Consider the following 25,993-nt stretch of genomic DNA (forward strand, 5'->3'; position numbering starts at 1 on the left):
CTTCAGGCTCCGTTGCCGGAATTTGAGTGCCGCGCTGCGCCGGCTAGCAGTGCGCGGATGGGATCGAGCAGCAGCGGGCCCAGATCGATCGCCGGCGCCGGCCCGGGAACGCTGTTGCTGGTAATCAGCGCACGCACGCCGCTCGCCAGCAGCTGCTCGCGCGCATCGCCGGCAAAAAGCCCGTGTACCGCGATACAGTCGATGGCGGCAAAGCCGGCCGCCTGCAACCGCGCGACCGCCTGCAGCACCGTGTGGCCGCTGGAGATGACGTCGTCGACGATCACCGCACAGGGCCTCGCTGCCTGTTGTGCATCGAGTGCCGGCAGGGCAACGTGGACATCGCGATCGCCGCGGCGCTCCTTGCACCCGACGATATAGGGCCAACCGCTTCGCTGTGCGATCTTCTCCGCCCACTGGCGGCTTTCCGCATCCGGTCCCACCAGCAGGCCGGGCTCACCGCGGCGGACGAGCCAGTCCGCCAGCGCCGGCGCGCCGGACAGGGCGATGGCGGGGATGGGGTAAATCTCGGCCAGGTCGCGGATGCGGTGCAGGTGCGGATCCACGGTGATCAGCCAGTCCACTTCCCGGGAAATCCACCGCGCGAACAGGTGCGAGGTCAGTGCCTCGCCGGTGCGGAAGCGGCGGTCCTGGCGCATGTAGCAGAGATAGGGCGCGACCAGTCCCACGCTGCCGGCGCCGAGCTCGCGCAGCGTCGCGGCGAGAAACTGCAGCGGCAGAAACTTGCCGTCGGGGTCGCTGAGGTCGGCGAGCAGGATGCAGTGCCGGCCGGCAACCGGCGTATCGATGCGCAGGTAGCTTTCGCCGTCGGGGAAATGCCGGTATTCGAGTGCGCCCGCTTCCGCCGGCAGTCCGCGGCGCAGCGGTTCAAACAGCGCCAGGCTGGGATCGAGCGCAAACAGCAGCGGTGTCACGGCGCGGCTCCGATCCGAAAGAGATCGCGGTTCTGCCGGAAATAATCCCGCGCGTAGGCCAGCTCGCCGACGCTATCGGCGTACAGCGTGGCCAGTGGCTGGCCGGCGACAATCGATGCGCCGACTTTGACATGCAGTCGCAGTCCGGCGGCCGGGGACGAAGGCGCGCCGGCCAGTTTGGCCAGCTGCGCCAGGCGGCGATTGTCCATCGACAGCAGTCGCCCATCCCGAGTGGCACGCAGTTCAGAGTGCTGGGGTGCCTCGGCAATCTCCTTGAGTCCGCCCTGCGCCTCGCAGATGCGCCGGAACTGCTGCCACGCCTGGCCCGAGTACAGAATTTCCCGCGCCTGCTCCAGTCCGGCGGAATCGGGCGCACCGGAGTGCATCGACAGCAGTTGCCCGGCGAGAAACAGCGAGCGCTCGGCGAGATCGGCGGGGGCGTCGGCGCGGTTGCACAGCACGGCGAGCACATCGCGGGCCTCCTCGGTGGGGCCTATGCCGTTGCCGATCGCCTGGGTGCCGTCGGTTAATACGCAGCGCACATTCAGCTGCAGCGCCCGCGCGACACCGTAGAACAGATCCGCGAGCCGCTTCGCCTGGGTGCGGTCGCGCAGCTTGGCCGTGGGGCCGACGGGCATGTCGATCAGGATATGGTTGGAACCCGCGGCCACCTTTTTCGACAGCACCGAGGCCACCAGCTGCCCCTCGCTGTCCAGATCCAGCGCGCGTTCGATGCGGATCAGCAGGTCATCCGTGGGGCTGAGGCCGACCCTGCCGCCGTGCGCCATGCAGGCGCCGGTTTCCGTCACCACCTTCTGCAGCTGCGCCAGGCTGAGATCCACTTCTGTCAATACCTCCATGGTGTCCGCTGTACCCGCCGGCGAGGTGATGGCGCGCGAGGAGGTCTTGGGAATCATCAGCCCCGCGGCGCTGACAATGGCGATGATGACCGGTGTGGTGCGGTTGCCGGGCAGGCCGCCGACACAGTGTTTGTCGTAGACCTTTCCGTCGCCGGGCCAGTGCAGCTGGTTGCCGCTGCTGACCATGGCGCGGGTGAGCGCAGTGATTTCCGCGAGGGACAGGCGGCCACCGGCGCAGGCGGTCAGGAAACTGGCGATCTCGATATCCGCATACAGCCGGTGGCCGATATCGCGAATGATGCCGTTGATCTCCAGCGCATTCAGCTCATTGCCGTAAATCTTCTTGCGTAGGGCGGACAGCGAGCTCACCAGCGGCGCGTGTCGCACGCGCACCGGCTGGCCGTCCAGCAGGTCGAGGTAGTGCCAGGCGCTGTCGGAAAAGCCGATGGTGCCGGTGGGCAGGACTGTCTGGCTGACGATATTGAGGGTGGCGATCAGACTCCTTTCGCCGGCGTGGATCTGCAGCCGCGTATTGGCGGTAAAGCCCTCGGCACGGCAGATGTCGCACTCGCTGCCCATATACACAACCGGCTCTTCGTGGGTGTCTATGCCCATATGAAAAGCGCGCAGTTGACCGGTGGTCTCCATCGCCCGATACCCAGATCTTCCTCGCCGCTTGTGGCCAACCAGGGTTGCCGGAAAGTGCCGGGTTTGCCCTGCATGTTTTCCTCTTTGATCCGCGCAGCTGCCACAATACTAAATTGTGGCAGCTGCGCTCGCTGCGGACGGCATTTGCCGTGTTTATTTCCGCGATCCGCAAGTTTTGGGCAACCGATATGCAAAATTTTCATAACATTCTGTATGTGAGTCATGCGACCGGCGACGAGAGCGGGGGCTTGCTGCAGGCGCTCGCCGTGGCGCGCAACAACCGCGCGGCGGTCAAGGTGCTGGTGGTCTGTCCGGCGGTGCCGGAGGACTTTGAAGAGTACAGCCAGCTGTGCATGGATGCGCTGGTGGAGCGCGTCCGGCAGAGTATCGAGTCTGTGCGGGAGCAGCTGAATCTGGCGGAGGCTCAACTGAGCCTCGAGGTGGAGGCGGATTGCGGCAGCCGACCTGCCGAGCGGGTCATCCGCCGTGTGCTGGAAGAGGATTACGACCTGGTGATCAAGAACGTTGAGGGGCGCACCCAGCGCAAGGGCTTCAAGGCCATGGATATGGAACTGTTGCGCAAGTGTCCGTGCCCGGTGTGGCTGTGCCGGCCGATTTCCAACTCGCACAAGGATATCGACGTGGCGGTGGCGGTGGATCCGGAATGCGACGAGGCCAGTGCCTACGACCTGGCCATCCGCCTGTTGCGCTGGGCGCGCGCGCTGGCCGATACCTGCAGCGGCGAGCTGCATATCATTTCCTGCTGGGATTACGATGTGGACGAGTACCTGCGGCACAATTTCCCTCTCAGCGCATCCGATGAGGAGCTGGACAGGGCGGCGGAAGCGGCCCTCTCCAAGCACCGCTCCAAACTCGACGTGCTGATCCAGGCTGCGGGCATCGGCGGCAAACTGGACGTGCACCACGCCATCGCCCGGCCGGACCGCTATATTCCGCTGCTGATCGACGAGAAGAAGTTCGACATACTGGTGATGGGCACCGTCGGCCGCACCGGTATCCCCGGCTTTATCATGGGCAACACCGCGGAAAATATCCTGCAGAAAGTCAGCTGTTCGCTGCTGGCGCTGAAACCCAGTGATTTTGTCTCGCCGGTAAAAGCCTGAGGTGTATCGAGAGGAAATTGCGCCGGGCCTGCTATTTCCGGCGGAAGAAAATATAGAGGAAAAGCGGGCCGCCTATTGGCGGCCCGCTTTTTTGGGGAGATTGATTACTGCTGGGCCTTCACCTCGGCGATCCACTCGTCCACCAGTTCCTCCAGCACATCCAGCGGCACCGCGCCGTTGGCCAGAATGGTGTCGTGGAAGGCGCGCACGTCGAACTGGTCGCCCAGTTCTTTCTTGGCTTTCTCGCGCAGTTCGACAATCTTCAGCATGCCGATCTTGTAGGCGGTGGCCTGGCCCGGCATGACGATATAGCGCTCGATGGCCTTGGTCACATCGCCCTCGGGGTTGGGCGTGTTCTGCTTCAGGTAGTCGATCGCCTCCTCGCGGGTCCACTTCTTGCTGTGGATGCCGGTGTCCACCACCAGGCGGCCGGCGCGCCACAGCTCCATCGCCAGGCGGCCGAAGTCGGAGTAGGGGTCCTGGTAGAAACCGATCTCCTTCGGCACCAGCTCCGAGTAGAGCCCCCAGCCCTCGGTGTAGGCGGTGTAGCCGCCGAACTTGCGGAACTTCGGAATGTCCTCCAGTTCCTGGGCGATGGACAGCTGCATATGGTGGCCCGGAATTCCCTCGTGGTAGGCCAGCGCCTCCATCTGGTAAGTGGGCATGTCCGCCATGTTGTAGAGGTTGGCGTAGTAGATGCCCGGGCGCGAGCCGTCCGGGGCCGGGCGCTGGTAGAAGGCCTTGCCGGCGGACTTCTCGCGGAAGGGTTCCACCGCCTTCACGGTCAGGTCGGCCTTGGGCTTGGTGATAAACAGCTCGTCCAGGCGGCCTTTCATCGTGTCGATGATGGCGGTGGCCTTTTCCAGGTACTGCTGTTTGCCCTCCGCGGTGTTCGGGTAGTAGAACTGGTCGTCGGTGCGCATGAATTCAAAGAATTCCTGCAGGCTGCCCTCGAAGCCCACCTTCTTCATGATCTGGCGCATCTCGTCGTGAATGCGCGCCACTTCCTTGAGGCCGACTTGGTGGATCTCGTCGGCAGTCATATCGGTGGTGGTGTAGACGTTGAGGCGGAAGTCGTAGAAGTCGTCGCCGTCGGCGAGTTTCCAGGCGCCGTCATCGGTGGTGGCGCGCTTCTCCAGTTTCTGCAGATAGGCGATCAGGCTTTCATAGGCCGGTCCGACACTGCTGACCATCGCGGATTTGGCCTTGCCGATCAGCTGCTGCTTTTGCTCATCGGAAATTTCCAGCTTGTCGACCTTGCCTTTGAAGTCGGCGAACAGGGTACTGTCTTTGCCGTCGTCAAAGGGCGCGCCGGTGATCAGGTTCTGCGCGTCGCTGATCACATAGGGGAACACAAACTTGGGCACTATGGTGCCGACCTCGGCGCGCTCCTCGAGGTTTTTCTCCAGCTGCGCGAAATGTTCCGGCAGTGCATTCAGGCGGGCGATATAGGCTTCCGCGTCACTGACGTTGTCGATGCGGTGCTGGTTGATCAGCAGCGAGGCGATGCCGGTGTGGGTGGCGTACATCTGGTTGACCGGGTAGGTGTGCAGGCGCCACTTGTAGCCTTCGATATCCTGCTCCAGATTGCGTTTGGCCAATTTCAGGCTGAGACGGGTGGCGTCGTCCAGCTTGTTCGGGTCCAGCTTGTTCAGTTCCGCCAGCTGGCGCTGGTTGATATCGTGGGTCTCCTGTTCGAATTCCGGCGACAGGTCATTCCACTTGTCATAGTCCTCTTTCATGCCGAGGAAGGTCTTGAATTCCGGGCTGCGCTCCAGATGTTCCTGGAAGAAATCCTCGAACATCTGGTTGGCCTGGGCAATGGCGGCTTCGTCCGCCTGCGCGGCGACCTGAGTGCTCTCGGTCGCAGTCTCTGTGGCTTCAACGGTGACTTCGGCGGCGCTCTGCTCCGCTGCCTTCTCCTGGCCGCGGTCGCAGCCTGTGATTACCAGCGCGCTGATGGCGGCGGCGAGCAGGGTTTGGTTCAACTTCATGATTGCATTCCAGGTGTTCGGATAATTGTTTTTCTATTAAAGAAAAAGCGGGCACAGGGCCCGCTCTTTTCTGTCGACTTCTATCAGGCGAAGTTCTGGTTTACGAAGTCCCAGTTCACCAGGGCCCAGAAACTTTCCACATACTTCGGGCGCAGGTTGCGGTAGTCGATGTAGTAGGCGTGTTCCCAGACGTCGCAGGTCAGCAGCGGGGTCTGGTCGGCTTCGGTCAGCGGGGTGCCGGCGTTGGAGGTGTTGACGATGGCCACGGAGCCGTCGCCTTTCTTGACCAGCCAGGTCCAGCCGGAGCCGAAATTGCCTACCGCGCTCTTGCTGAACTCCTCCTTGAACTTGTCGAAGGAGCCGAAGGACTTGTCGATGGCCTCGGCCACCGCGCCGGTCGGCGCGCCGCCGCCGTTCGGGCTCAGGCAGTTCCAGTAGAAAGTGTGGTTCCACACTTGGGCGGCGTTGTTGAACACACCGCCGGAGGAGGACTTGATGACCTCTTCCAGGGACTTGCCGGCATCGGCGGTGCCTTCCAGCAGGTTATTCAGATTGGTCACATAGGCCTGGTGATGTTTGCCGTAGTGATACTCCAGGGTTTCCTCGGAGATGTGCGGTTCCAGGGCATTCTTCGCGTAGGGGAGTTCGGGCAGTTCGAAAGCCATGGTGTCTTCCTTCCTTTTGTCTCGGGTTATTGATGGGGGCATTCTACACGCGCGGCATGTCAGAATTAAGCCGGCAACGGTGCTGAATAGGGCGTTTTTCCACAATCTCGGCGTTCTCAGTGGAATACTGTTGATTTCTCGGCCTTTTTGTTGCAAAAACAGTCCACTTGGGCCAAAGGCTCACCAACTGGCGCCTCAGGGCACCTGGCTGCTAGGCTTAAGTCGTAACTGCTTACTTTTTCGTCAGTTTTTGGTATAACTGCCGCTGAATTCGACCAATCACCGGCTCCGCGCGTGCGATTCGCCTGCGCGGGCCCTTTAAAAATATCGGGTATTTTGAAACATGCAACGCAGAGAGCCCACACTGGACGGCAGTGCCGCCCTGGAACCGCAACTGGATAACCGGCCGATCGGCCGTCCGAACCGTGCGCCGGAGCCGGCGCCGGTACCGGTGGCGGAGGAGCGCCGCGGCGGTTTTTCGGTGCTGGGTCTGTTCGCGCTGATCCTGGCGCTGGCGGGGCTGGGGGCGGCGGCCTTCCTGTATCAGCAGTGGCAGATCAGCCGGGTACAGCTGGTCGATGCCGAGAGCCGCATCGCCGAGCTGGAGAAGCGCTTCGAGATGTCCGACGAGGAGTCCTCGGCCTCGGTTGAAGTTCTGAATGCCAAGGTCAAGGATAACGCCGCCGAGATCCGCAAGCTCTGGGGCGTGGCCTACGACACCAATCGCAAGGGCATCGCTGCGAACAAGGACGCCACGGAAGCCAACAAGAAGCAGGTCGCGGCCCTGGCCAGCAAGGTCAACGGCCTGAGCGCCAGCGTGCAGAAGATCGCCGCGGTGGAATCCGCCCTGGCGGAGCTGCGCAATGGCAACACCGCCAGCCAGCGCGATACCGCCGACAAACTGGCGAAACTGGAGCGTCAGCTGTCCTCCGTGCGCAGCGACCTGACCGCCCGCGTGGGCGCCAATGAGGAGGCGGTGCAGTCCATCGACGCCTACCGCCGCTCCGTGAACAAGGACCTGGTACAGCTGCGCGACGCCATCCGCTCGCTGCAGGGCGGCGGCTCCACCGCTTCCTCCATGTAACAGCGCCTGAGCGCAATAGCTGAATAGGGCGAACCGGTTGGTTCGCCCTTTTTCATGCACCGGCGCGGGTGAACGCCACGCCCGCCAATAACCCCGCATTTCGTGTAAAATCGCCCGCCTCGAGACGTTAACTGCCAGAGACTTTTACTGGAGCGCCAATGACCACTATCCGCCAGGATGACCTGATCGACAGCGTTGCCGATGCGCTGCAATTCATCTCCTACTACCATCCGCAGGACTTCATTCAGGCCCTGAACAAGGCCTATGAGAAGGAGGCCAACCCGGCGGCCAAGGACGCCATGGCCCAGATCCTGATCAACTCGCGCATGTGCGCCCAGGGCCACCGCCCCATTTGTCAGGACACCGGCATCGTGACCGTGAAGCTGAAAGTGGGCATGAACGTACAGTGGGACGCGGACATGAGCGTGACCGACATGGTCAACGAGGGCGTGCGTCGCGCCTACATGAACCCGGACAACGTGCTGCGCGCCTCCATCCTCGCGGACCCGGATGGCGCCCGCAAGAACACCGGCGACAACACCCCGGCGGTGATTCACTACGAAATCGTGCCCGGCGACACCATCGAGGTCTATGTGGCGGCCAAGGGCGGCGGCAGCGAGGCCAAGAGCAAGTTCGCGATGCTGAATCCGTCCGACTCGGTAGTCGACTGGGTGCTGAAGATGGTCCCGCAGATGGGTGCCGGCTGGTGTCCGCCGGGCATGCTGGGGATCGGGGTCGGCGGCACCGCCGAGAAGGCGATGCTGCTGGCGAAGGAGTCCCTGCTGGATCCGATCGACATCCAGGAACTGCAGGAGCGCGGCGCCTCCAACCGCGCCGAGGAACTGCGCCTGGAGCTGTACGACAAGGTCAACAAACTGGGCATCGGTGCCCAGGGCCTCGGCGGCCTGACCACGGTGCTGGACGTGAAGGTCAAGGACTACCCGACCCACGCCGCCAACAAGGCGGTGGCGATCATCCCCAACTGTGCCGCCACCCGTCACACTCACTTCACCCTCGACGGCTCCGGCCCCGCGCGCCAGACGCCGCCGAAACTGGAAGACTGGCCGGAGATCACCCGCGAGGCAGGCGGCAATACCCGCCGCGTGAACCTCGACGAGGTGACCCGCGCCGACGTGCTGAGCTGGCAGCCGGGCGAGACCCTGTTGCTGAACGGCAAGATGCTGACCGGCCGCGACGCGGCCCACAAGAAGATGGTCGATATCCTCGCCAAGGGTGAGAAGCTGCCGGTGGATCTGACCGGCCGCTTTATCTACTACGTGGGCCCGGTGGATCCGGTGCGCGAGGAAGTGGTGGGACCGGCCGGCCCGACCACCGCCACGCGCATGGACAAGTTCACCCGCACCATGCTGGAGGAGACCGGCCTGCTGGGCATGATCGGCAAGGCCGAGCGCGGCCCGGCGGCGATCGAGGCGATCCGCGACAACAAGGCGGTCTACCTGATGGCCGTCGGCGGCGCCGCTTACCTGGTGGCCCAGGCGATCAAGGCCGCCGAGGTTGTCGCATTCCCGGAACTGGGTATGGAGGCCATCTACGAGTTCGAGGTGGAGGACATGCCGGTGACCGTGGCCGTCGACAGCCAGGGCGAATCGGTGCACAACACCGGACCGCTGATCTGGAAGGCCAAGATCGAGGAGGGTGCGGTTTAACTGCACTTCCGAAAGAAATAGAAGGCCGGGCCCCGCGAGGAGCCCGGCTTTTTTTGTTTGGGACTTCGTAGATATATTGGTGGCGCCCCTGCTACCGGCGACCTTTTGCGGGACACGCCGTGGATCCATCCCTGGAGGCTTGTCGGCGAGATCCCTCTCGCCGACAGTCCCGCAAAAGGTCACCGGCATCAGGGCCTTCTCATCGATTGTGTAGTTTTATCGGCCCTTCAGGGGGAATTTATCGTCTCCCGCTGGTGAGCGAAGCACCGTTGTCAACGCGAAGGCCCTGCTACCGGGGAACTGTTTGCCAGACCTTACGCGGCCATGGATGGCCGCGTAGAGCGTACAGGGATGTATTCACAGCGTGTCTGGCAAACAGTTCCCCGATAGCAGGGCCGCCCGGGAATCCACTACGAAGCAAAATCTCATGCGGAACCCGGTTCCCCGGGGAACGTTTATTGCGGTAACTCCGCCAGCATCAACTCCCTAATCACCGGCACCGGCGCATTGCCGTAGCTGAGGAATTTCTCGTGGAATTCCTTCAGGTCGAAGTCTTCGCCGAGTTTCTGCTTCATTTCCTCACGCAGGGCGAGGATGTCCTGGTAGCCGGCGAAGTAGCTGGTCAGTTGCACCTGGCTCAGGGTAGCGCGGCGCCACTTGCCCATGGCCTCCGCTTTCTGCTGGAAGCCCTGGCGCACCATCAGGTCCATGGCCCGCGCCTCGTCGATGCCCTTTACCTGGATCTCGTAGTCGAGAATGGTGTTGATGACGGTGCGCAGGTTCCATTTGTAATACATCAGCCACAGCTCGGGCGAGAAGTCGCCGTAGCCGGCCTCCAGCATCATGCGCTCGGTATAGACCGCCCAGCCCTCGATCATGGCGCCGTTGCCGAGAATACTCTTGATCAGGCTCGGTGATTTGTTGGCGTATATCAGCTGGGTGTAGTGGCCGGGAATGGCTTCGTGAATATTCAGGATCTGCATCAGATAGCTGTTGTACTCACGCAGGAAGCTCTCGGCGCGGTCGTCGCTGAAGTCCTCGATCGGCATTACGTTGTAATAGGTGGCGGCACCCTTGTCATAGGGGCCCGGTGCGTTGATCGAGGCGACGGAAAAGCCGCGCATATAGGGCGGGGTGGTGCGCACGACCAGCGGCTTGTCCGCGTCCAGCGTCAGCAGGTCGTGCTCGGTGACGAAGGCGGCGAGCTCCGGTATCTGCTGCTCCACTTCCGCCTTGAAGGTCTCCTTGGTGGCGTGGTGCTCTGACAGCTTTTCCAGCACCTTCGAAATCCTGTCCAGCTTGTCCGCGGGCGGCTGTTCGTCGGGAAAATATTTTGGCCACAGTTTGTCGGCCAGTTCGGCCATCTTCTCGTGCAGTCGGGCTTTTTCCTCCAGCGCGCGTTCGTAGAGTTCTTTCCCGCTCATGCCGATCTGGATGTCGTATTTGAACTTCTCTTCGTACAGCTTTTCTCCGATGCGGAAATCCCTGTACTTCTGTGTCTTTTCCAGATCCGCGTGTTTGGTCTGCAGGAAGGTGACGTAGTCCTGGATGGCTTCGCGGGCATTTGCCAGGCGCTGGTTGAACTGTGCCTTCTCCTCTTCACTGAGGCCGCTCGCCGCCAGTTTCTCTTCCAGTTCTTCGCCGAACACGCTGAGCGCGCCCTCGTTCTGCTGAATGGCCAGCACTAGCTGTGGCGATGCCGGCGTGCGCAGTGAGTCCTTTGCCGCCTGGTAATAGGCAGGTACCTGCGCCATTCGCTTGCTGAAGGTGCGCAGTCGCTCGTCCAGCGGCGCGTAGTCCGTATTCAGGATCAGGGCGAAGGCGTGGGAGACGTTGTACTCGGCGGGATTCCACTGGTGGGATTTGAAGTCTTTGAGTTCCCACTGGGTGCGCGCCAGGAAGTTCTGTATCAGCGCCAGGTCACTGCGGGTATTGGCGTCCAGCTGGCTGCTGTCGATATTGGCGAACTTGCGGCTGTAGGTGCTGGCGAAGTCGAGGACGCGCTTGCGATAGGCATCGTCGGGTATCTGCAGCTGATCGGCCACCTTGTAGTAACCCTCGTTAACTGCCCAGGACGGAAACAGTTGCCAGAGTTCCTGGATGAATTCTTCGTTCAGTTGCTGAAAAGTCTGGGCGGTCTCGGTACCGACCTCCGCGGGGGCGGTTGCTTGTTCCGGTGCTGGGCGGCCACTGTCGGCAGTCTGTCGCTCGCAGGCGGTCAGGCCCAACAGCAGGGCGAGGACGGGGATGGTCATTCTCATGGTGATTCTCGGTGACGTCTCGTAGTGATCTGAGAAGAATTTCGGGTGCTGCAAAATAACATATTCGCTGGCGCTCCAGCGCATCACACAATTGGTTCACGGCGAAAGTCGCGCCCGCTGGTGGCGATTTTTTGCGCTATGTGTTCATGTGTAATTTTTAGCACTCCGTCCCATTAACCGATGTGAAAACGCCATAAAATGGCTTTTTGGTCGGTGCGCTTGTTTCATTGAGGGGCGGCGGTTAGAGTGAGGTCCAACTCAAAAGAGTCCATAATAAACGAAGATTTTTGAGGACTGATTCATGACCGCTGATATGAAAGATCTGGCCCAACAACAATGTGAAGCCTGTCGTGCCGATGCACCGCTGGTAAGTGATGAAGAACTCCCGGAGCTGCTGCGGCAAATCCCCGACTGGACACCGGTGACTCGCGACGGAATCCTGCAACTTGAGCGTGTGTTCAAGTTCCGCAATTTCAAGCAGGCCCTGGCGTTCACCAATCGCGTCGGCGCCATCGCAGAAGAAGTGGGCCACCACCCGGCGCTTTTGACCGAGTGGGGCAAAGTCACCGTGACCTGGTGGAGCCACGAGGCCAAGGGACTGCACAAGAACGACTTCATCATGGCGGCGCGTACCGACCAGCAACTAGAGGCGGAATAACCAGCTGCTCACATCTGGCAGCCCGCCTTTCCGGCTTGGCGGCCCCGAACGAAATGTCGGTGGCCGCTCAATTGGGCGCATCTAGTACCTTACAGGGCACTGGGCGCCGGGACAGGAATATTACGGGACTGCCATGCTACGAATGAAGTCCAGCTGCGAGCGCTGCGGCGCCTCGCTGGGGCTCACCGATCAGGCTTTCATCTGTTCGTTTGAATGTACTTACTGCCCGCAGTGTGCGGAACAGCTGCATCAGCGCTGTCCGAACTGTCAGGGGCATCTGGTGCTGCGACCGACCCGCACGCGTTCGCCGACAGAGGGCCAGCCACAGCGCTTCAAAGCCAAACTCGAGAAACTCCTGCGCTGACGATGTGGCGAGCTGACGCCGCACAGAGATTGACGATGCGCGGACGTAACGCTAATGCTGTGCGGAGATAGTGCGGAGATAGTGCGGAGATAGTGCGGAGATAGTGCGGAGATAAATAGTGTCCGAGTATTTTTCCACAGTGCTCTGGCGTCGCCACGGCGAACAATTCACCGACAACAAGTACAGCCGCGGCCACAGCTGGCATTTTGACGGCGGCCTCACTGTGCCGGCGTCCGCCTCTCCGCACATAGTGCCGCTGCCCTATTCGGTGGCGGAAAACGTCGACCCGGAAGAGGCCTTTATCGCCTCGCTTTCCAGCTGCCATATGTTGTTTTTTCTCGCCTACGCCGCCAAGCGCGGTTTCGTCGTGGACGAGTACCGCGACGCGGCGGTGGGGATACTGGAGAAAACCGACGGCGGCAAGATGGCCATGACCCGGGTGACGCTGCGGCCGCAGGTGGTGTTTTCCGGCGACAAACAGCCGAGCCGCGAGCAGTTGGAGCAGATGCACCACCAGTCTCACGAGCAGTGCTTTATCGCCAATTCGGTCAAGACCGAGGTAGTGACGGAACTACTGTGACGGTTCGCCGGGGAAGCGCAGCATACTGTGTGAGCCTGCCCCGCAGGCGATAGCCATCGGCTTCGACCAAAATCCTCTGCACGGCAGACTCCCACAGGGTAAATTCGAGTTAGGCGGCTGGGCCGCGGACCGCCCACAGCAGAAATTCCCGGTTACCGTCTCCGCCCTTGATCGGGCTCTCGATATAGTCCCTGACTTCCAGCCCCAATTCCCGGCACAGGGCGGTGATCTTCTCCTGCACCCGCGGGTAGAGCTTTGCGTCCCGCACCAGACCGCCCTTGCCAATACCCTCGGGGCCCACTTCAAACTGGGGTTTGACCAGACTGAGCAGCTGGCCATGGGGGCGGAGCAGTGCCGGCAGCTGCGGCAGTATCAATGTCTGGGAGATAAAGGAGACATCCATCACTACTGCGTCGAAGCCGGCGTCGCCGTAGGGGGACAGCTGTGATGCGGTGAGGTTGCGGGCATTGACGCCCTCGAACAGATGCATGCGCGGATCGTCGCGCAGTTTCTGCGCCAGCTGATCGCGGCCCACATCCACACCAACTACCATTTCGGCGCCGCGCTGCAGCAGACAGTCGCTGAAACCGCCGGTGGAGCAGCCCACATCCAGCGCGCGCCAGCCGCGTGGGTCCAGCCCGGTGTGATCCAGGATTGCCGCCAGCTTGAGGCCAGCCCGGGACACATAGCGATCTTCCGGCAGGGGCGCCACTTTCAGCTCCCACTCCTCGCCGACGGCCTGGCTCGACTTCAGCGCGGGCTGCCACTCGCCGCCGCTGCGCAGCAGTACTCTGCCGGCGTCCACCAGCTTCTTGGCGTGGGTGCGGGAGTTGGCCAGCTGACGCTCTACTAACAAAAGGTCCAGACGGGTCATGAATGGCACTATAGTTCTAAAAATATGGTGGAGGAAGCGGATGCCATGCTAACCTCTGGCCCCTTTGGGTTGAAGCTCTATTCTTTAGGGAACTCCTGAAAAACTACTGCGCGTGCGCCTGGCGGCGGCCGGCGGTGCTGGTGCGCCAGCCCGGTCGAATGTTCATGTACTGCCATGTACACTCCGCTTTCTGCGCTCGGGCGGCCACCACCAACCGCCCGCTCGTTACGTTTTTTAGGGGTTCCCCCAGCAAGGAGGTCGGCGGTCGATGGCGAAAGGCGTTCTGGACAAGTTCAAGGTTCGCAAGGGAACGGTGTTTGAGGCGCCATTAGAGGGCGCCTTCGGCCGCCTGGTCACCCCCTTCGAAGAGTTTATCCACCGCCAGAGCAGCAGTGGCATACTGCTGATGCTGTGCGCCGTGGCGGCGCTGATCATCGCCAACTCCCCGCTGCAGGAGGCCTATAAGCACCTGCTGCATATTCCCATCAGCCTGAGTGCCGGCGACTGGGAGTTTTCTCTCAGTCTGCACCACTGGATCAACGACGGCCTGATGGCCATCTTCTTCTTCCTCGTCGGCCTGGAACTCAAGCGCGAGTTTCTGGTGGGCGAGCTGTCGGACCTGAAACAGGCGGTGCTGCCGGTCATGGCTGCGATCGGCGGTATGGTGGTACCCGCGCTTATCTACGCCTCCTTCAATGCCGGCGGCGCGGGCGAGCGCGGCTGGGGTATCCCCATGGCGACCGATATTGCCTTTGCAGTCGGCTGCATTGCCCTGCTGGGCAACCGCGTACCGCGGGCCGTGGTCACCTTCCTGGTGGCGCTGGCCATCGTCGACGACCTGGGCGCGATTCTGGTGATCGCCATCTGGTACACCGAGCAGGTCAACATGACCGCGCTGATTGCCGCGGGTTGCCTGGTGGTGATCATGTGGCTGTTGAAGGCGGCCGGCGTGCGCCGCTCCCCCGCCTACGTATTCGTCGGCCTGCTGCTCTGGTACGAACTCCACCTGGCCGGTGTGCACGCGACCATCGCCGGTGTGATTACCGCCATGGCGCTGCCGGCGCGGCCGAAATACGATCCCGTCGCGTTCAGTACTTTCGTTAAGGATATTATCCGCAGCTTCGATCGCTGCTTCCGCCCCGGCGACAAGATCATCGCCAACGACGCACTGCGCGCGCGGGTGATGGCACTGGGCAACGGCGTCAACCTGGCCCAGTCGCCGCTGCAGAGAATGGAAACCCGCCTGCACACGCCCGTGGCCTTCCTGGTGATTCCGATCTTCGCCCTGGCCAATGCCGGCATTCCGATCGACAGCTTCACCAGCTCCACGGCGGTATTCAATCCGGTGACACTGGGGGTGATCTGTGGCCTGGTGTTCGGCAAGCTGGTCGGTATCGTCGGCGCCACCTGGCTGGGGTGGAAGCTCGGGCTCGGCAAATTGCCCACGGCTGCGACCTTTCACCACATCGTCGGCGTGGCGCTGCTCGGCGGTATCGGCTTTACCATGTCCATCTTTATTGCCGAGCTGGCCTTCTACGAGCAGTACGAGCTGCTGATCCAGGCCAAGGCGGGTGTGCTGCTGGCATCGGTGATTGCCGGTATCGCCGGCTTCCTGGTGCTGCGCCGGGCGCCAGTGTCCGAAGAGTTTGATGTGGCCGGCGCCGAGCAGCACCCCATTGCAGAGGCCAGGGAAGTCCAGGCAGCCGCCGAGGAGGCGGCTGCGGACGAGCGGGTGCGGCGGGGCGGGCCCCTGGGCGGAGGTGGCTAGTGGTTCAAGCGGTAAATTCGGTAACTAAAGCTCACAGCCACAGGTTCCAGGGCAAGGCGAAAAAGCGCAGGACTAGCAGGGCTAATTCAAGCTTTTTCAACGCAGCACTGGGGTCTGTGGCGAAGAGATCGGTTACAGAATTTACCGCTTGGACCACTATGCACCGGTGAACTGCTTCACCAGCCGCTGCATGCGTTCGTAGTGGCTACCTTTCCAATAGACCCGCAGGCAGTCGCGGCACTGGATAAATTCGTCGAAATACCGATCGGTATTCTCCGGCAGCAGGGCCCTGATCTCCTCCTTGCGCACATTCTCCAGCGTGCCGTTACAGGCGATGCAGCGGGAAAAGGGCCTGATGCTGCTCGCAAGTTGCAGGCGCCGGATTACCTCGGCCGCCTGCTGGCGCGGCTTGGTGGCGCGCACATAGTAACCGCGCTGCAACTGTTTTCGCTTCAGTAATTCCAGATCGCGGGTCAGCAGTATGCGTTGCTGCTCCACAGAAATGCGCAGCAGGGTGTCGTCGTGATAGTCGCCGCGAAACAGGCTGTCGAAGCCCAGCATGCGCAAATAACCGGCAAGACGCCCCAGGTGGCAGTCGAGCACGAAGCGGGGCTCGCGCAGCGGGTGGGGGCGCAGGCGGGTCACCGATGCGATGTCCAGCGCCTCGAATACCGGGTAGACACTGATACGATCGCCGTCGCGCAGCTGGTAGCCGAAATCCACCGATGCCCCATTGACCAGTATCAGGTCCACTTCGGTATGCGGCACGCCGACACTTTCGATGGCGTCCTTGATCGAGCCGGCCAGCAGGAAATCCTGCTCGAAATCCCGCTGTCGCCGGTGTCGCGGCAGGAAATCGTTCAGCTCCCGGTAAAAGCGGAAGGTGACGCGGCGCATACGGGTCCCCGGGCGGGCAGGTTGGTTGCAAATGGACTTACTTAGAGATTCCCTTAGCCGCTATAGTAGCCACTGGTGAAATTTCACAGTGCAGAATAATGATAAAAAAGCTGTTTTCCGGCCTGTTGCTGGGTCTGATGCTGGGTGTGGTGACGCTCGCGATACTGCTGCAGATTCCGCCGTCGCGGGACGCCGGCATAGAGGCAGATCCGCCGCTACTGCTCGAGCCGCTCAACCGGGTCCGGCCCGGTGCGGCCAACCTGGTGTCCATCCAGCCCTACCTGACGAGCGCCGACTACGCCAGCGCCGAGCGGTTGCAGCGCAAGCTGCGCGGCTATCTGCACAAGGCGCGGCAGGCCGGCTGGTTGGGCGAGAGGAGCCTGGTGGTGTTTCCGGAACATATCGGCACCTGGCTGGTGGCGGAAGGGGAGAGCTTCCTGTCTATCCGCGCCGACAGCACCGGCACTGCCATGCTGTGGGCGGCCCTCGGCAACCTGCCCGCCTTTGCCCGCCACCTGAGCGGCGAGTCCGCCGCCGATCCCTTTGCCGCCGCGCTGTTCAAAAGCAAGGCCGCGCGTATGGCCGCGCAGTACCAGCAGCTGTTCGCCGGGCTTGCGCGGGAGTTTCGGGTGACGCTGGTGGCCGGCTCCATCGCGATGCCGGATCCCGCGGTCGAGGACAACCACATCCGCACTGGCACCGGTCCCATCTACAACAGCAGCTTTGTGTTCTTCGCCGACGGCGCGGTGGCGGGCCCGGTGCGCAAGCGCTATCCGATCGACAGCGAACTGCCGTTTACCCAGCCGGCTTCGCAGCCACTGCCGGTTTTCGATACGCCGCTCGGCCGCCTGGCCGTGCTGATCTGCGCGGACAGCTGGTACCCGGACAACTGGCGGCAGATAGCGGCCGCGGATCTGGTCGCGGTGCCGTCCTTCTCCTCCCCCAACGGTATCTGGGCCAGACCCTGGGGCGGCTACAACGGCGCCCCGGCCCCGGCGGATGTCGATAACAAAGACATAGGCGCGCTCAGCGAGGGCGAGGCCTGGCGCAAATATGCCCTGGGCGGGCGGGGCGGGCATCTGCGCGCGGGGATCAATACTTTTTTCCGCGGCGAGCTGTGGGATCTGGGCGACGACGGCCAGACCACCGCGATCCTGAATGGCGACGTCGTTCAGGGGCAGCGCCGCGACGGCGCGGTGATTTCCAGCCTGTGGTTATCAGAAAAAAATAAAGCGCATTGAGTGAGAGCGACATGTTGGTGGATCAGGTACAGGTAGCGATTATCGGCGCCGGTATGTCCGGCCTGCAGGCGGCCCGCCTGCTGCAGGCAAAATACTCGGTGAAAGTCCTCGAGGCGCGTGACCGGGTCGGCGGTCGCCTGCAGAACCACCGCTTTGCCAGTGGCGATACCGTCGATATCGGCGGCCAGTGGGTGGGGCCCGGGCAGCACCGCATGTACCGGCTGATCGAGGAGCTTGGCGCGCGCACCTGGCCGCTGTACGACAGCGGTGACAACCTGTTGCAGCTGAACGGCCGCCTGCGGCGCTACCGCGGCACCATTCCCAGGATCAATCCGCTGGCGCTGGCGGATCTGGGCATTGCCATGGCGCGCTTCGAATCCATGGCGCGCAGCATCGATCCGGCGGCACCCTGGTCACACGCCAAGGCGGAACACTGGGATTCGATGACACTCGACTCCTGGCTGCAGAAAAACTGCCGTACGAAACTGGCGCGGCAACTGTTTGCGGTGGCTATCGGTGCGGTATTCGCCGCCGAACCGCGGGAGCTGTCGCTGCTGCACGCGCTCTTTTACGCGCGCTCCGGCGATTCCCTGGAAACCCTGCTGGCGGTGACCGGCGGTGCCCAGCAGGACCGGGTGCACGGCGGCACGGCCGGCCTGTGCGAAAAGATGGCGCGGGAGCTGGGGGCGCGCGTGCAGTTGAATGCGCCGGTGGAGGCAATAGAGCAGCTGCCCGACGGCCGCCTGCGGCTGCGCCACCTGGCCGGTTCTCTCGTCTGCGAGCGGGTCATCGTCGCGCTGCCGCCGAACCAGGCACTGCGCATCCGCTTCGAGCCGCAGCTGCCGGCCTGGCGCGACCAGCTGCTGCAGCGCATGCCGGCGGGCGCCTGTATCAAGTGTGTCGCCCGCTACGAAAAACCCTTCTGGCGCGAGGATAAGCTGTCCGGCCAGGCGGCGAGCCCGGCCGGCCCTGTGCGGGTGACTTTCGACAATTCGGAAGCGGGGCGGGAGTCCGGTCTGCTGATGGGATTCCTCGAGGGCGATGTGGCGCGGCACTACAGCAACGTCAGCGCCGACGAACGGCGCGGGGCGGTGCTGGACTGTTTTGCGCAGCTTTTCGGCGAGCGCGCCCGGCAGCCGCTGGAATACGTCGACAAGGACTGGAGCAGCGAAGCCTGGACCCGCGGCTGTTACGCGGCCCTGATGGCGCCGGGCACCTGGACTGGTTATGGCGCGCGGCTGCGCGAGCAGAATGGCAGCATCCACTGGGCCGGCACCGAGTTCGCGGTCGAGTGGTTCGGCTATATGGAGGGCGCACTGGAGTCCGCCGAGCGCGCCGCGGCGGAAGTCGAACACGCGCTGGGCGAGATCGAGCGGCGTCTCCATCTATTAGCACCGGTGTGAAAGCTGGAGCGACAAGCAGAACATCACTATTTGCAAGTAAGGGAATCGCAATGGACCTAACGTACACATTTTCGAGAATGCTGCCACTGGCGGTGCTGCTGCTATTGGCGGCCTGCGGCGGCAAAAAGGAGGAAGCAGGCGGGGAAACCGCCGCGGTGGAATCCGCGGTGGTAGAAAGCTCGCAGGGCACCGATGCCGGCGAGGCGGCTGAAGACGTGGATGGAGCGGCGGATATGGATGCCGTGGCAAAGGCATATGTGCAGCTGGTACTGCAATTGGGTAATCACGACCAGAGTTATGTCGACGCCTATTATGGCCCCGCGGAATGGAAACACGCTGCGGCCGGCAGCGATGCGACACCGGCGGACATCGCCCGGCGCGCCAAACAGCTACAGGAACAGCTGCCGGCGGATATTCCCGCGGACGGCGCCATCGAAAACCTGCGCGCCCACTACCTGAAAACACAGCTGCGCGCGGTACAGGCGCACGCGGAGGCACTGGCCAACGGCGGCGAGCGCAGTTTCGAACGCGAGGCGCAGTTGCTCTATGACACTCGGCCGCCAAGGCATTCATTTGCCGAGTTCGAATCGGTATTGGCCGAACTGGATACACTGCTGCCCGGCGAAAAACCGCTGCACCTGCGCGTACAGGAATTCCAACAAAAGTTTGAAATACCCGCGGACAAACTCGCAGCCGTGTTCGATGCGGCTATCGATGCCTGCCGCGAGCGCACCAAAAAACATATCCAGCTGCCGGCCGACGAAAATTTCGTGCTGGAGTATGTCACCGACAAACCCTGGAGCGGCTACAACTGGTACCAGGGTAAGGCCCAGAGCCTGATCCAGGTCAACACCGAGCTGCCGATCATGATCGATCGCGCCATCGACCTCGGCTGCCACGAGGGCTATCCGGGTCACCATACCTACAATGCGCTGCTGGAAGACGAGCTGGCGAACAAGCGCGGCTGGGTCGAGTACAGCGTCTATCCGCTGTTCAGCCCGCAGTCCCTGATTGCCGAGGGCAGCGCCAACTACGGCATCGACCTGGCATTCCCCGGCGAGGAAAAACTCAGGTTCGAAAGGGAAGTGCTCTATCCGCTGGCCGGCTTGGATCCGGCCGACGCCGAGAAATACGACCGCGTGCTGGATCTGCTGGCCGAGCTGAAGTTTGCCGAGAACGAAGTGGCCCGCCAGTATATCGACGGTGAGATCGACGGCGACAAAGCGGTGGAACTGTTCCAGCAGTACACGCTGATGAGCCCGGAGAAGGCCAAACAGCGCAAGCGCTTCGTCGATGCCTACGGGGCCTATGTGATCAACTACAACTGGGGCAAGCAACTGGTCAGGGAGTATGTGGAAGAGGGTGCTGACTCCCAGGACGAGCGCTGGCAGCGCTTCGGCAAGCTGCTGTCGTCGCCGCGGTTGCCGTCTTCATTAAACTGGTAGGTATTGGCCATGGACCGCAAGACAGTGCGCGAACACCTGCTGGCCCGCCCCGAGGCCATTGAGGACTTCCCTTTCGGCCCCGAAGTGGCGGTGTTCAGGGTCAGGGGCAAGATGTTCGCTCTGCTCGGCCATCGCGAAGGCGTGGACAGCGTCAATCTCAAGTGCGACCCGGACGAGGCCCAGGCGCTGCGGGATATCTTTCCCGGTGTCATTCCGGGCTACCACATGGATAAGAAACACTGGAATACGGTGTTGCTGGATGGCACAGTGCCCGACTACGAAATCGAGCGGATGATGGACAGGTCCTACGGGTTGATCGTCAAGGGCCTGCGCAAAGTGGAACGCGAGGCGCTCGAATTCGCACATGGTGCTGATACCATATATCGCTAGCAAATTCCGCAGGATGGACAGAGCCTGGTATGCCCATCAACCCGGCTGGCGGGCGCGTGGCTTCGCTCCTTCGGCCATCCTGCGAACACACGATTTGATGAGATTATTTTGGGAGTGGTTGTGAACGAATTTATTGTCGAGGTAACGGCGCAGAACGCCCAGCAGATACTGATCGATGAATCCATGAAGCGCCCGGTGCTGGTGGATTTCTGGGCCGACTGGTGCGAGCCGTGCAAGCAGCTGATGCCGGTGCTGGAGAAGCTGGCCAATGAATACGCCGGCCAGTTCCTGCTGGCCAAGGTGAACGCGGACAGCGAGCAGATGCTGGCGGCCCAGCTGGGTGTGCGCAGCCTGCCGACGGTGATGGTGCTGAAGGACGGCCAGCCGGTGGACGGCTTTGCCGGCGCGCAGCCGGAGAAGCAGATCCGCGAGATGCTGGACAAATACCTGCCGAAACCCTGGGATATCAAGCTGCAGCGGGCCCAGGCGCTGGTGGCGGAAAACAAGCTGGATGAGGCGCTGCCGCTGCTGCGCCAGGCCTACAGCGAGTCCTCCGAGCGCGCCGATATTGCCAAGCAGCTGGCGGCGGTACTGCTGGAGCAGAACCGCACCCCCGAGGCGGAAGCGGTGCTCGGCAAGATTATGCTGGCGGATCAGGACAGCGACTATAAGCAGTTGATGTCGCAGCTGGAACTCAAGTTGCAGGCGGCGGAGTCGCCGGAGATCAAGGCGCTGCAGCAGGCACTGGAGCAGAATCCGCAGGATTACGATGCCGCCTACAAGCTGGCGGTGCAGTACAGCCAGAACAGCCGCCACCAGGACGCGCTGGAACTGCTGCTGGACATATTGCGCAAGGATATGGGCTTCGCCGACGGCGCGGCGAAGCAGGCCTTCCTGGACATCGTCAAGAGCCTCGGTGCGGGCGACCCGCTGGCGGCCCAGTACCAGCGCAAGCTGATGACGCTGCTGTTTTAACCGAATTCATTTTTGTAGGAGCGACGGGGCGGCCATCCGCCCATGGCCGCGATCGATGCCCGGAAAGACGCGGGCTCCAGTCGGCCCCGCTGCCGGTGGCCGCCCGAGAAAAAACCTGATCGGTAAATATTTCCCGGGCGGCCACCGGCAGCAGGGCCTTGCATTGCGTTAGCCGATTGATTTGGCGAACCTCCCCGCACCCGATCGCGGCCACCGGCGGACGGCCGCCCCGCCGCTCCTAAAAGGGACATGGAGAAACCGTGTACAAACTCTGCGTCTATATCCCCGAATCCCACCTCGAAACCGTCAAGGGCGCCCTGTTCGCCGCCGGCGCCGGGCGCATCGGTGATTACGACTCCTGCTGCTGGCAGGTCCTGGGTGCCGGTCAGTTCCGCCCGCTCGAGGGCAGCCAGCCGTTTATCGGCCAGACCGGCGCGGTGGAGCGGGTGGCGGAGTACCGGGTGGAGATGGTGTGTGCCGACGAGCTTGTCGACGCGGCGCTGGCGGCGCTGCGCGGCGCGCACCCTTACGAGGAGCCGGCTTTCGATCTGTGGAAACTGGACGGGCGCTGCGGTTGAATCCCCTCCATCTGCCCGTAGGGTGCGCCATGCGCACCTCAGGTAGCGCGGTGCGCGCGGCGCACCCTACTGGAATCCGGAGTCCCGAGCCCCGAAACTACAGCTTGCGATGAATCACGCCGCGGTGCAGCGGAAAGCGCCCCGCCTTACAGTCCGTGAAATAGTGCTCCAGCGTTTCCCGCATGATCGGGAAGGCGATCTCGTCCCAGGGGATATCGTCCTCGCGAAACAGCGCCACCTCTAAGGATTCCGGTCCGGGGCCGAAATTGGTGTCAGTCAGCTCGCCGCGATACATCAGGTAGACCTGGTTGATATGCGGTATGTCGTAGATGGTGTAGAGATCGTCGACGCGGATATTGGCCCGCGCCTCCTCCCAGGATTCCCGCAGCGCGCCCTCTTCGCTGGTCTCGCCGTTCTCCATAAAACCCGCCGGCAGGGTCCAGAGCCCGAGACGCGGTTCTATGGCGCGCTTGCACAGCAGCACCTTGTCGCCGAGATAGGGTAGTGAGCCGACGATCACGCGTGGATTGATGTAGTGGATAGCGCCGCAACCGCCACACAGGTGGCGCGGGCGGTCGTCGCCTTCGGGAATGGCGAATGTAACGGCATCGCTGCCACAGTGACTGCAGAATTTCATGGCGCCAGTATACTCGCGGCGGCGCCGACCGTCAGTCGCGGATTAGTCGGTATCTTCCTGCCTGACGATCTTGAAGCCGGTAAAGCCGTAGAGCACGCTCAGCAGCGGGCTGGCGATATTGAAGAAGCAGAAGGGCAGATAGAGCAGGGTGGGCACACCGAGCACCGCGCCCATAAAGGCACCGCAGGAATTCCAGGGCACCAGCGGCGAGGTGACGGTGCCGCAGTCGGCGGCGAGCCGCGACAGGTTCTGCGGGGCCAGCCCGCGCTTGGCAAATTCTGCACGATAGATGCGCGTGGGCAGTACCAGTGCTATGTACTGGTCGCCGGCCACCACATTGAGGCCGAAGGCGCTGGCGAATACCGCGAAAAAGAGTCCACCGATGGACTTGGCGCGGTAGATCAGCGGATCAATCAGCCGCTTGATCAGGCCGAATTCATCCAGCAGCGCGCCGAAGGTCACGGCGCCCATGATCAGCCATAAAGTGTGCAGCATGCTCGACATGCCGCCGCGGGACAGCAGCCGGTCGACGTCGGCGATGCCGGAATTCATCTCGAAACCGTTGGCGAGCGCCTGCCAGATGGCGGCCACAGCGCCGGATAACGTCAGGCCCTCGGTGCCGGCGAAATCGGCGTAGACCTGCGGTTGCAGAAAAATCCCCAGCAATCCGGCGAACAGCGCCGAGATCAGCAGCGCCAGGGACGCCGGCGTCTTGCGGATCGACAGCGCGACCAGCAGCGCCAGCGGCAGCAGATTGAGCAGGCCGATGTGGTAGATGCCGTTCAGCGCATCCAGCTCGACCGCCTCTTGTAATTCGGTCTGGTACTCCGCGTCGACGCGGCCGAGGCCGAGCAGGGTGAAGATCACCGCGCCAATCAGAAAGGCCGGTACCGAAGTCCAGGCCTGGTTGCGGATATGGGTGTAGACGTCGACCTTCACCATCTGGGAGGCGAGGATGGTGGTCTCCGACAGGGGTGACAGCTTGTCGCCGAGATAGGCGCCGGAAATGACCGCGCCGGCGGTGATCTGCGGCGAGACGCCGATCATCAGGGCGATGCCCACCAGACCCACGCCGATGGTGCCGGCGGTGGTCCAGGAGCTGCCGATCGACATGGCGATGGCGCCGCAGATCAGCGCCGTGGCGACATAGTACCAGGCCGGTGACAGCGCCTGGATGCCGTAGTAGACCAGGGTCGGAATGGTGCCGGACAGGTTCCAGGTACCGATCAGCGCGCCCACCGCGAGCAGGATGAAAATAGCGCTGGTGACCGAGGCGAGGGCGCCCTGGCCGGCCTTCTGCACTGCTTCCCAGGTATGGCCATTCTTCAGTGCGATCAACGCCGCGACCATGCAGCAGATCACCATGGCCGCCTGAATCGGGCCGTCGAGGGCATTCAGTCCGAACAGTGCCAGCGCACCACCGATCAGCAGCGTCAGTGTGGCCAGGGGAATCAGCGCATCGACCAGGGACGGCTCGCGGATCCTGCGTTCGGTAATTTGCTTGGTCACCGCTGACTACCGGTATGAAAAAATCGTCATTCCCGCGAAGGTGGGAATCCAGAAACTCCATGATTGCTGGACCCCCGCCTTCGCGGGGGTGACGGGAAGTTAATTTTTGGCGCTACCCGACAGTTGCACAAAGCAATTGTCGCGATGAGGCCGCGCTTCAGAATTCAATCGGATCGCGCGTTATCGGGCAGGTCATGCAGTGGCCGCCGCCGCGGCCGCGCCCCAGTTCCGCGCCGACGATGGTCACCACTTCAATACCCTCCTTGCGCAGGTGGGTGTTGGTGGTGGTGTTGCGGTCGTAGGCAAACACCACGCCGGGCTTGGCGGCGACCAGGTTGTTGCCGCTGTCCCACTGCTGCCGCTCGGCGGCATAGGCGTCGCCACCGGTTTCCACCACACGCAGCTTCTTCAGGTTGAGCGCCCTGGCCACCACATCAATAAAGGGTTTGTTCTCGAGTGTGATATGCAGCGGGGCCTTGCCTTCGCCCGGACGCATCACCACCGGGTGCACCTGGTCCATGATCTCCGGGTAGAGGGTGACGACATCGCGATCGGCGAAGGTGAACACCGTGTCCAGATGCATGGCCGAGCGCAGTTTCGGCATGGCGGCGACGATGACCTGGCTCGCGGCCTCTTTCTCGAACAGCGCCGCCGCCAGCTGCGAGATACCCTGACGGGAAGTGCGCTCGCTCATGCCGATCAGCACCACGCCGTTGCCCACCGGCATCACATCGCCGCCTTCCACCGTTGCCTGGCCGAAATTGGTATCGGGATCGCCCCACCAGACGCTGAAGGTTTCCCGGGTGAAATCCGGGTGGAACTTGTAGATGGCGGTGGTGAGGAAGGTCTCCTCTTTGCGCGCCGGCCAGTAGAGCGGATTCAGGGTCACGCCGCCATATATCCAGCAGGTGGTATCGCGCGTGTAGAGCGTGTTCGGCAGCGGCGGCAGCAGGTACTCGGTCGCGCCGTGGGCTTCCCGCGCCAGTTCCATGAATTCGGATTTGGAGAATTCGTCCGGCAGGTCCAGTACCGACAGACCGCCGATCAAAAACTCCGCCAGCTTGCGTGGTTCCAGGCTCTCCAGGTAAGCGCGGGTATCCTCCATCAGGCCCGGCCCCACATTGTTCGGCGTCACCTTGCGGTCCAGCAGCCATTTTTTTGCTTCCGGGACGGCCACGGTTTCCGCCAGCAGGTTGTGCATCTCCAGCACTTCGATATCGAACTCGCGCAACTTCGTCATGAAATCGAAGTGGTCGCGCTTGGCATTCTGCACCCAGAGCACGTCGTCGAATAACAGGTCGTCGCAGTTGGTCGGCGTCAGGCGCGCATGCGCCAGGCTCGGAGCGCAGACCATCACCTTGCGCAGTACGCCCACCTCAGAGTGCACGCCCAGCGTGGCGCCAGAATTCGACTTGGCTTTTGCCATCTGTTTCTGCTCC

At 62.5% G+C, this 25,993-nt stretch carries 23 protein-coding genes; 13 read left to right on the forward strand and 10 right to left on the reverse strand.

What is annotated here, in order from left to right:
* Positions 1–2: 2 nt before the first annotated feature.
* Both RRF64_RS17410 and RRF64_RS17415 read right to left on the reverse strand, forming a co-directional pair.
* Positions 3–932: a ribose-phosphate diphosphokinase gene (locus tag RRF64_RS17410; RefSeq protein ID WP_323847205.1), complete on the reverse strand. Its 930-nt coding sequence runs from the start codon at positions 930–932 to the stop codon at positions 3–5.
* On the reverse strand, positions 929–2,440 hold the full coding sequence (locus RRF64_RS17415; protein WP_323847206.1) for a thymidine phosphorylase family protein: 1,512 nt from the start codon (positions 2,438–2,440) through the stop codon (positions 929–931). Before RRF64_RS17415 ends, RRF64_RS17410 begins: the two co-directional genes overlap by 4 nt.
* Before the next feature lie 188 nt (positions 2,441–2,628).
* On the opposite strand from RRF64_RS17415, the gene RRF64_RS17420 reads away from it, so the two are divergent.
* Positions 2,629–3,564 (forward strand): universal stress protein, encoded by a 936-nt coding sequence (locus RRF64_RS17420; protein ID WP_323847207.1) that lies wholly within the window; start codon positions 2,629–2,631, stop codon positions 3,562–3,564.
* A 104-nt stretch (positions 3,565–3,668) separates the two neighbouring features.
* Here RRF64_RS17420 and RRF64_RS17425 read toward each other — a convergent pair whose 3' ends face one another.
* Both RRF64_RS17425 and sodB read right to left on the reverse strand, forming a co-directional pair.
* Complete coding sequence (locus tag RRF64_RS17425) at positions 3,669–5,558, reverse strand: DUF885 domain-containing protein (protein WP_323847208.1); 1,890 nt, start codon at positions 5,556–5,558, stop codon at positions 3,669–3,671.
* 83 nt (positions 5,559–5,641) lie between these two features.
* Positions 5,642–6,223 carry a superoxide dismutase [Fe] gene (gene sodB / locus RRF64_RS17430; protein ID WP_323847209.1) on the reverse strand — a complete coding sequence of 194 codons (582 nt, stop codon included), beginning with the start codon at positions 6,221–6,223 and terminating at the stop codon, positions 5,642–5,644.
* 343 nt (positions 6,224–6,566) lie between these two features.
* On the opposite strand from sodB, the gene RRF64_RS17435 reads away from it, so the two are divergent.
* Both RRF64_RS17435 and RRF64_RS17440 read left to right on the forward strand, forming a co-directional pair.
* On the forward strand, positions 6,567–7,307 hold the full coding sequence (locus RRF64_RS17435; RefSeq protein WP_323847210.1) for a hypothetical protein: 741 nt from the start codon (positions 6,567–6,569) through the stop codon (positions 7,305–7,307).
* Positions 7,308–7,465: 158 nt separating this feature from the next.
* Entirely contained in the window at positions 7,466–8,974 is a 1,509-nt protein-coding gene (locus RRF64_RS17440; RefSeq protein ID WP_323847211.1) for a fumarate hydratase, read from the forward strand.
* 455 nt (positions 8,975–9,429) lie between these two features.
* On the opposite strand, the gene RRF64_RS17445 is transcribed toward RRF64_RS17440, so the two are convergent.
* On the reverse strand, positions 9,430–11,229 hold the full coding sequence (locus RRF64_RS17445; RefSeq protein WP_323847212.1) for a DUF885 domain-containing protein: 1,800 nt from the start codon (positions 11,227–11,229) through the stop codon (positions 9,430–9,432).
* 307 nt (positions 11,230–11,536) lie between these two features.
* On the opposite strand from RRF64_RS17445, the gene RRF64_RS17450 reads away from it, so the two are divergent.
* From RRF64_RS17450 to RRF64_RS17460, 3 genes are all read left to right on the forward strand, one after another.
* Positions 11,537–11,893: a 4a-hydroxytetrahydrobiopterin dehydratase gene (locus RRF64_RS17450; RefSeq protein ID WP_479691305.1), complete on the forward strand. Its 357-nt coding sequence runs from the start codon at positions 11,537–11,539 to the stop codon at positions 11,891–11,893.
* A gap of 133 nt (positions 11,894–12,026) precedes the next feature.
* Positions 12,027–12,257 carry a DUF1272 domain-containing protein gene (locus RRF64_RS17455; RefSeq protein ID WP_323847213.1) on the forward strand — a complete coding sequence of 77 codons (231 nt, stop codon included), beginning with the start codon at positions 12,027–12,029 and terminating at the stop codon, positions 12,255–12,257.
* A 118-nt stretch (positions 12,258–12,375) separates the two neighbouring features.
* Positions 12,376–12,837: an OsmC family protein gene (locus RRF64_RS17460; RefSeq protein ID WP_323847214.1), complete on the forward strand. Its 462-nt coding sequence runs from the start codon at positions 12,376–12,378 to the stop codon at positions 12,835–12,837.
* A gap of 109 nt (positions 12,838–12,946) precedes the next feature.
* Here RRF64_RS17460 and RRF64_RS17465 read toward each other — a convergent pair whose 3' ends face one another.
* On the reverse strand, positions 12,947–13,711 hold the full coding sequence (locus RRF64_RS17465; RefSeq protein ID WP_323847215.1) for a TlyA family RNA methyltransferase: 765 nt from the start codon (positions 13,709–13,711) through the stop codon (positions 12,947–12,949).
* A 268-nt stretch (positions 13,712–13,979) separates the two neighbouring features.
* Here RRF64_RS17465 and nhaA point away from each other — a divergent pair, with 268 nt between their 5' ends.
* The gene (nhaA, locus tag RRF64_RS17470; protein WP_323847216.1) at positions 13,980–15,479 is read left to right on the forward strand and encodes a Na+/H+ antiporter NhaA; all 1,500 of its coding nucleotides are present in this window, start codon (positions 13,980–13,982) and stop codon (positions 15,477–15,479) included.
* A gap of 156 nt (positions 15,480–15,635) precedes the next feature.
* Here nhaA and RRF64_RS17475 read toward each other — a convergent pair whose 3' ends face one another.
* Positions 15,636–16,376, reverse strand: coding sequence for a Mut7-C RNAse domain-containing protein (locus RRF64_RS17475; protein ID WP_323847217.1), 741 nt, complete (start codon positions 16,374–16,376; stop codon positions 15,636–15,638).
* A 98-nt stretch (positions 16,377–16,474) separates the two neighbouring features.
* Here RRF64_RS17475 and RRF64_RS17480 point away from each other — a divergent pair, with 98 nt between their 5' ends.
* From RRF64_RS17480 to RRF64_RS17505, 6 genes are all read left to right on the forward strand, one after another.
* Positions 16,475–17,617 (forward strand): carbon-nitrogen hydrolase family protein, encoded by a 1,143-nt coding sequence (locus RRF64_RS17480; RefSeq protein ID WP_323847218.1) that lies wholly within the window; start codon positions 16,475–16,477, stop codon positions 17,615–17,617.
* Positions 17,614–19,020 carry a flavin monoamine oxidase family protein gene (locus RRF64_RS17485; protein WP_323847219.1) on the forward strand — a complete coding sequence of 469 codons (1,407 nt, stop codon included), beginning with the start codon at positions 17,614–17,616 and terminating at the stop codon, positions 19,018–19,020. The genes RRF64_RS17480 and RRF64_RS17485 overlap by 4 nt, the downstream gene beginning before the upstream one ends.
* 50 nt (positions 19,021–19,070) lie before the next feature.
* The gene (locus tag RRF64_RS17490; protein ID WP_323847220.1) at positions 19,071–20,465 is read left to right on the forward strand and encodes a hypothetical protein; all 1,395 of its coding nucleotides are present in this window, start codon (positions 19,071–19,073) and stop codon (positions 20,463–20,465) included.
* A gap of 9 nt (positions 20,466–20,474) precedes the next feature.
* The gene (locus tag RRF64_RS17495; RefSeq protein ID WP_323847221.1) at positions 20,475–20,855 is read left to right on the forward strand and encodes an MmcQ/YjbR family DNA-binding protein; all 381 of its coding nucleotides are present in this window, start codon (positions 20,475–20,477) and stop codon (positions 20,853–20,855) included.
* A gap of 120 nt (positions 20,856–20,975) precedes the next feature.
* A complete protein-coding gene (gene trxA / locus RRF64_RS17500; protein WP_323847222.1) occupies positions 20,976–21,830 on the forward strand; it encodes a thioredoxin in 855 nt (284 codons plus the stop codon).
* A gap of 260 nt (positions 21,831–22,090) precedes the next feature.
* Positions 22,091–22,408, forward strand: a complete 318-nt coding sequence (locus tag RRF64_RS17505) for a YqfO family protein (protein WP_323847223.1) — start codon at positions 22,091–22,093, stop codon at positions 22,406–22,408.
* Between the two features lie 97 nt (positions 22,409–22,505).
* On the opposite strand, the gene RRF64_RS17510 is transcribed toward RRF64_RS17505, so the two are convergent.
* The 3 genes from RRF64_RS17510 to arcA form a co-directional block, all read right to left on the reverse strand.
* The gene (locus tag RRF64_RS17510; RefSeq protein WP_323847224.1) at positions 22,506–23,045 is read right to left on the reverse strand and encodes an NUDIX hydrolase; all 540 of its coding nucleotides are present in this window, start codon (positions 23,043–23,045) and stop codon (positions 22,506–22,508) included.
* A gap of 42 nt (positions 23,046–23,087) precedes the next feature.
* Entirely contained in the window at positions 23,088–24,554 is a 1,467-nt protein-coding gene (nhaC, locus tag RRF64_RS17515; RefSeq protein WP_323847225.1) for a Na+/H+ antiporter NhaC, read from the reverse strand.
* Positions 24,555–24,711: 157 nt separating this feature from the next.
* The gene (arcA, locus tag RRF64_RS17520; RefSeq protein ID WP_323847226.1) at positions 24,712–25,980 is read right to left on the reverse strand and encodes an arginine deiminase; all 1,269 of its coding nucleotides are present in this window, start codon (positions 25,978–25,980) and stop codon (positions 24,712–24,714) included.
* Between the last annotated feature and the right edge of the window lie 13 nt (positions 25,981–25,993).

The sequence above is a fragment of the Microbulbifer magnicolonia genome (assembly GCF_035117725.1).
GTDB lineage: Bacteria > Pseudomonadota > Gammaproteobacteria > Pseudomonadales > Cellvibrionaceae > Microbulbifer > Microbulbifer magnicolonia.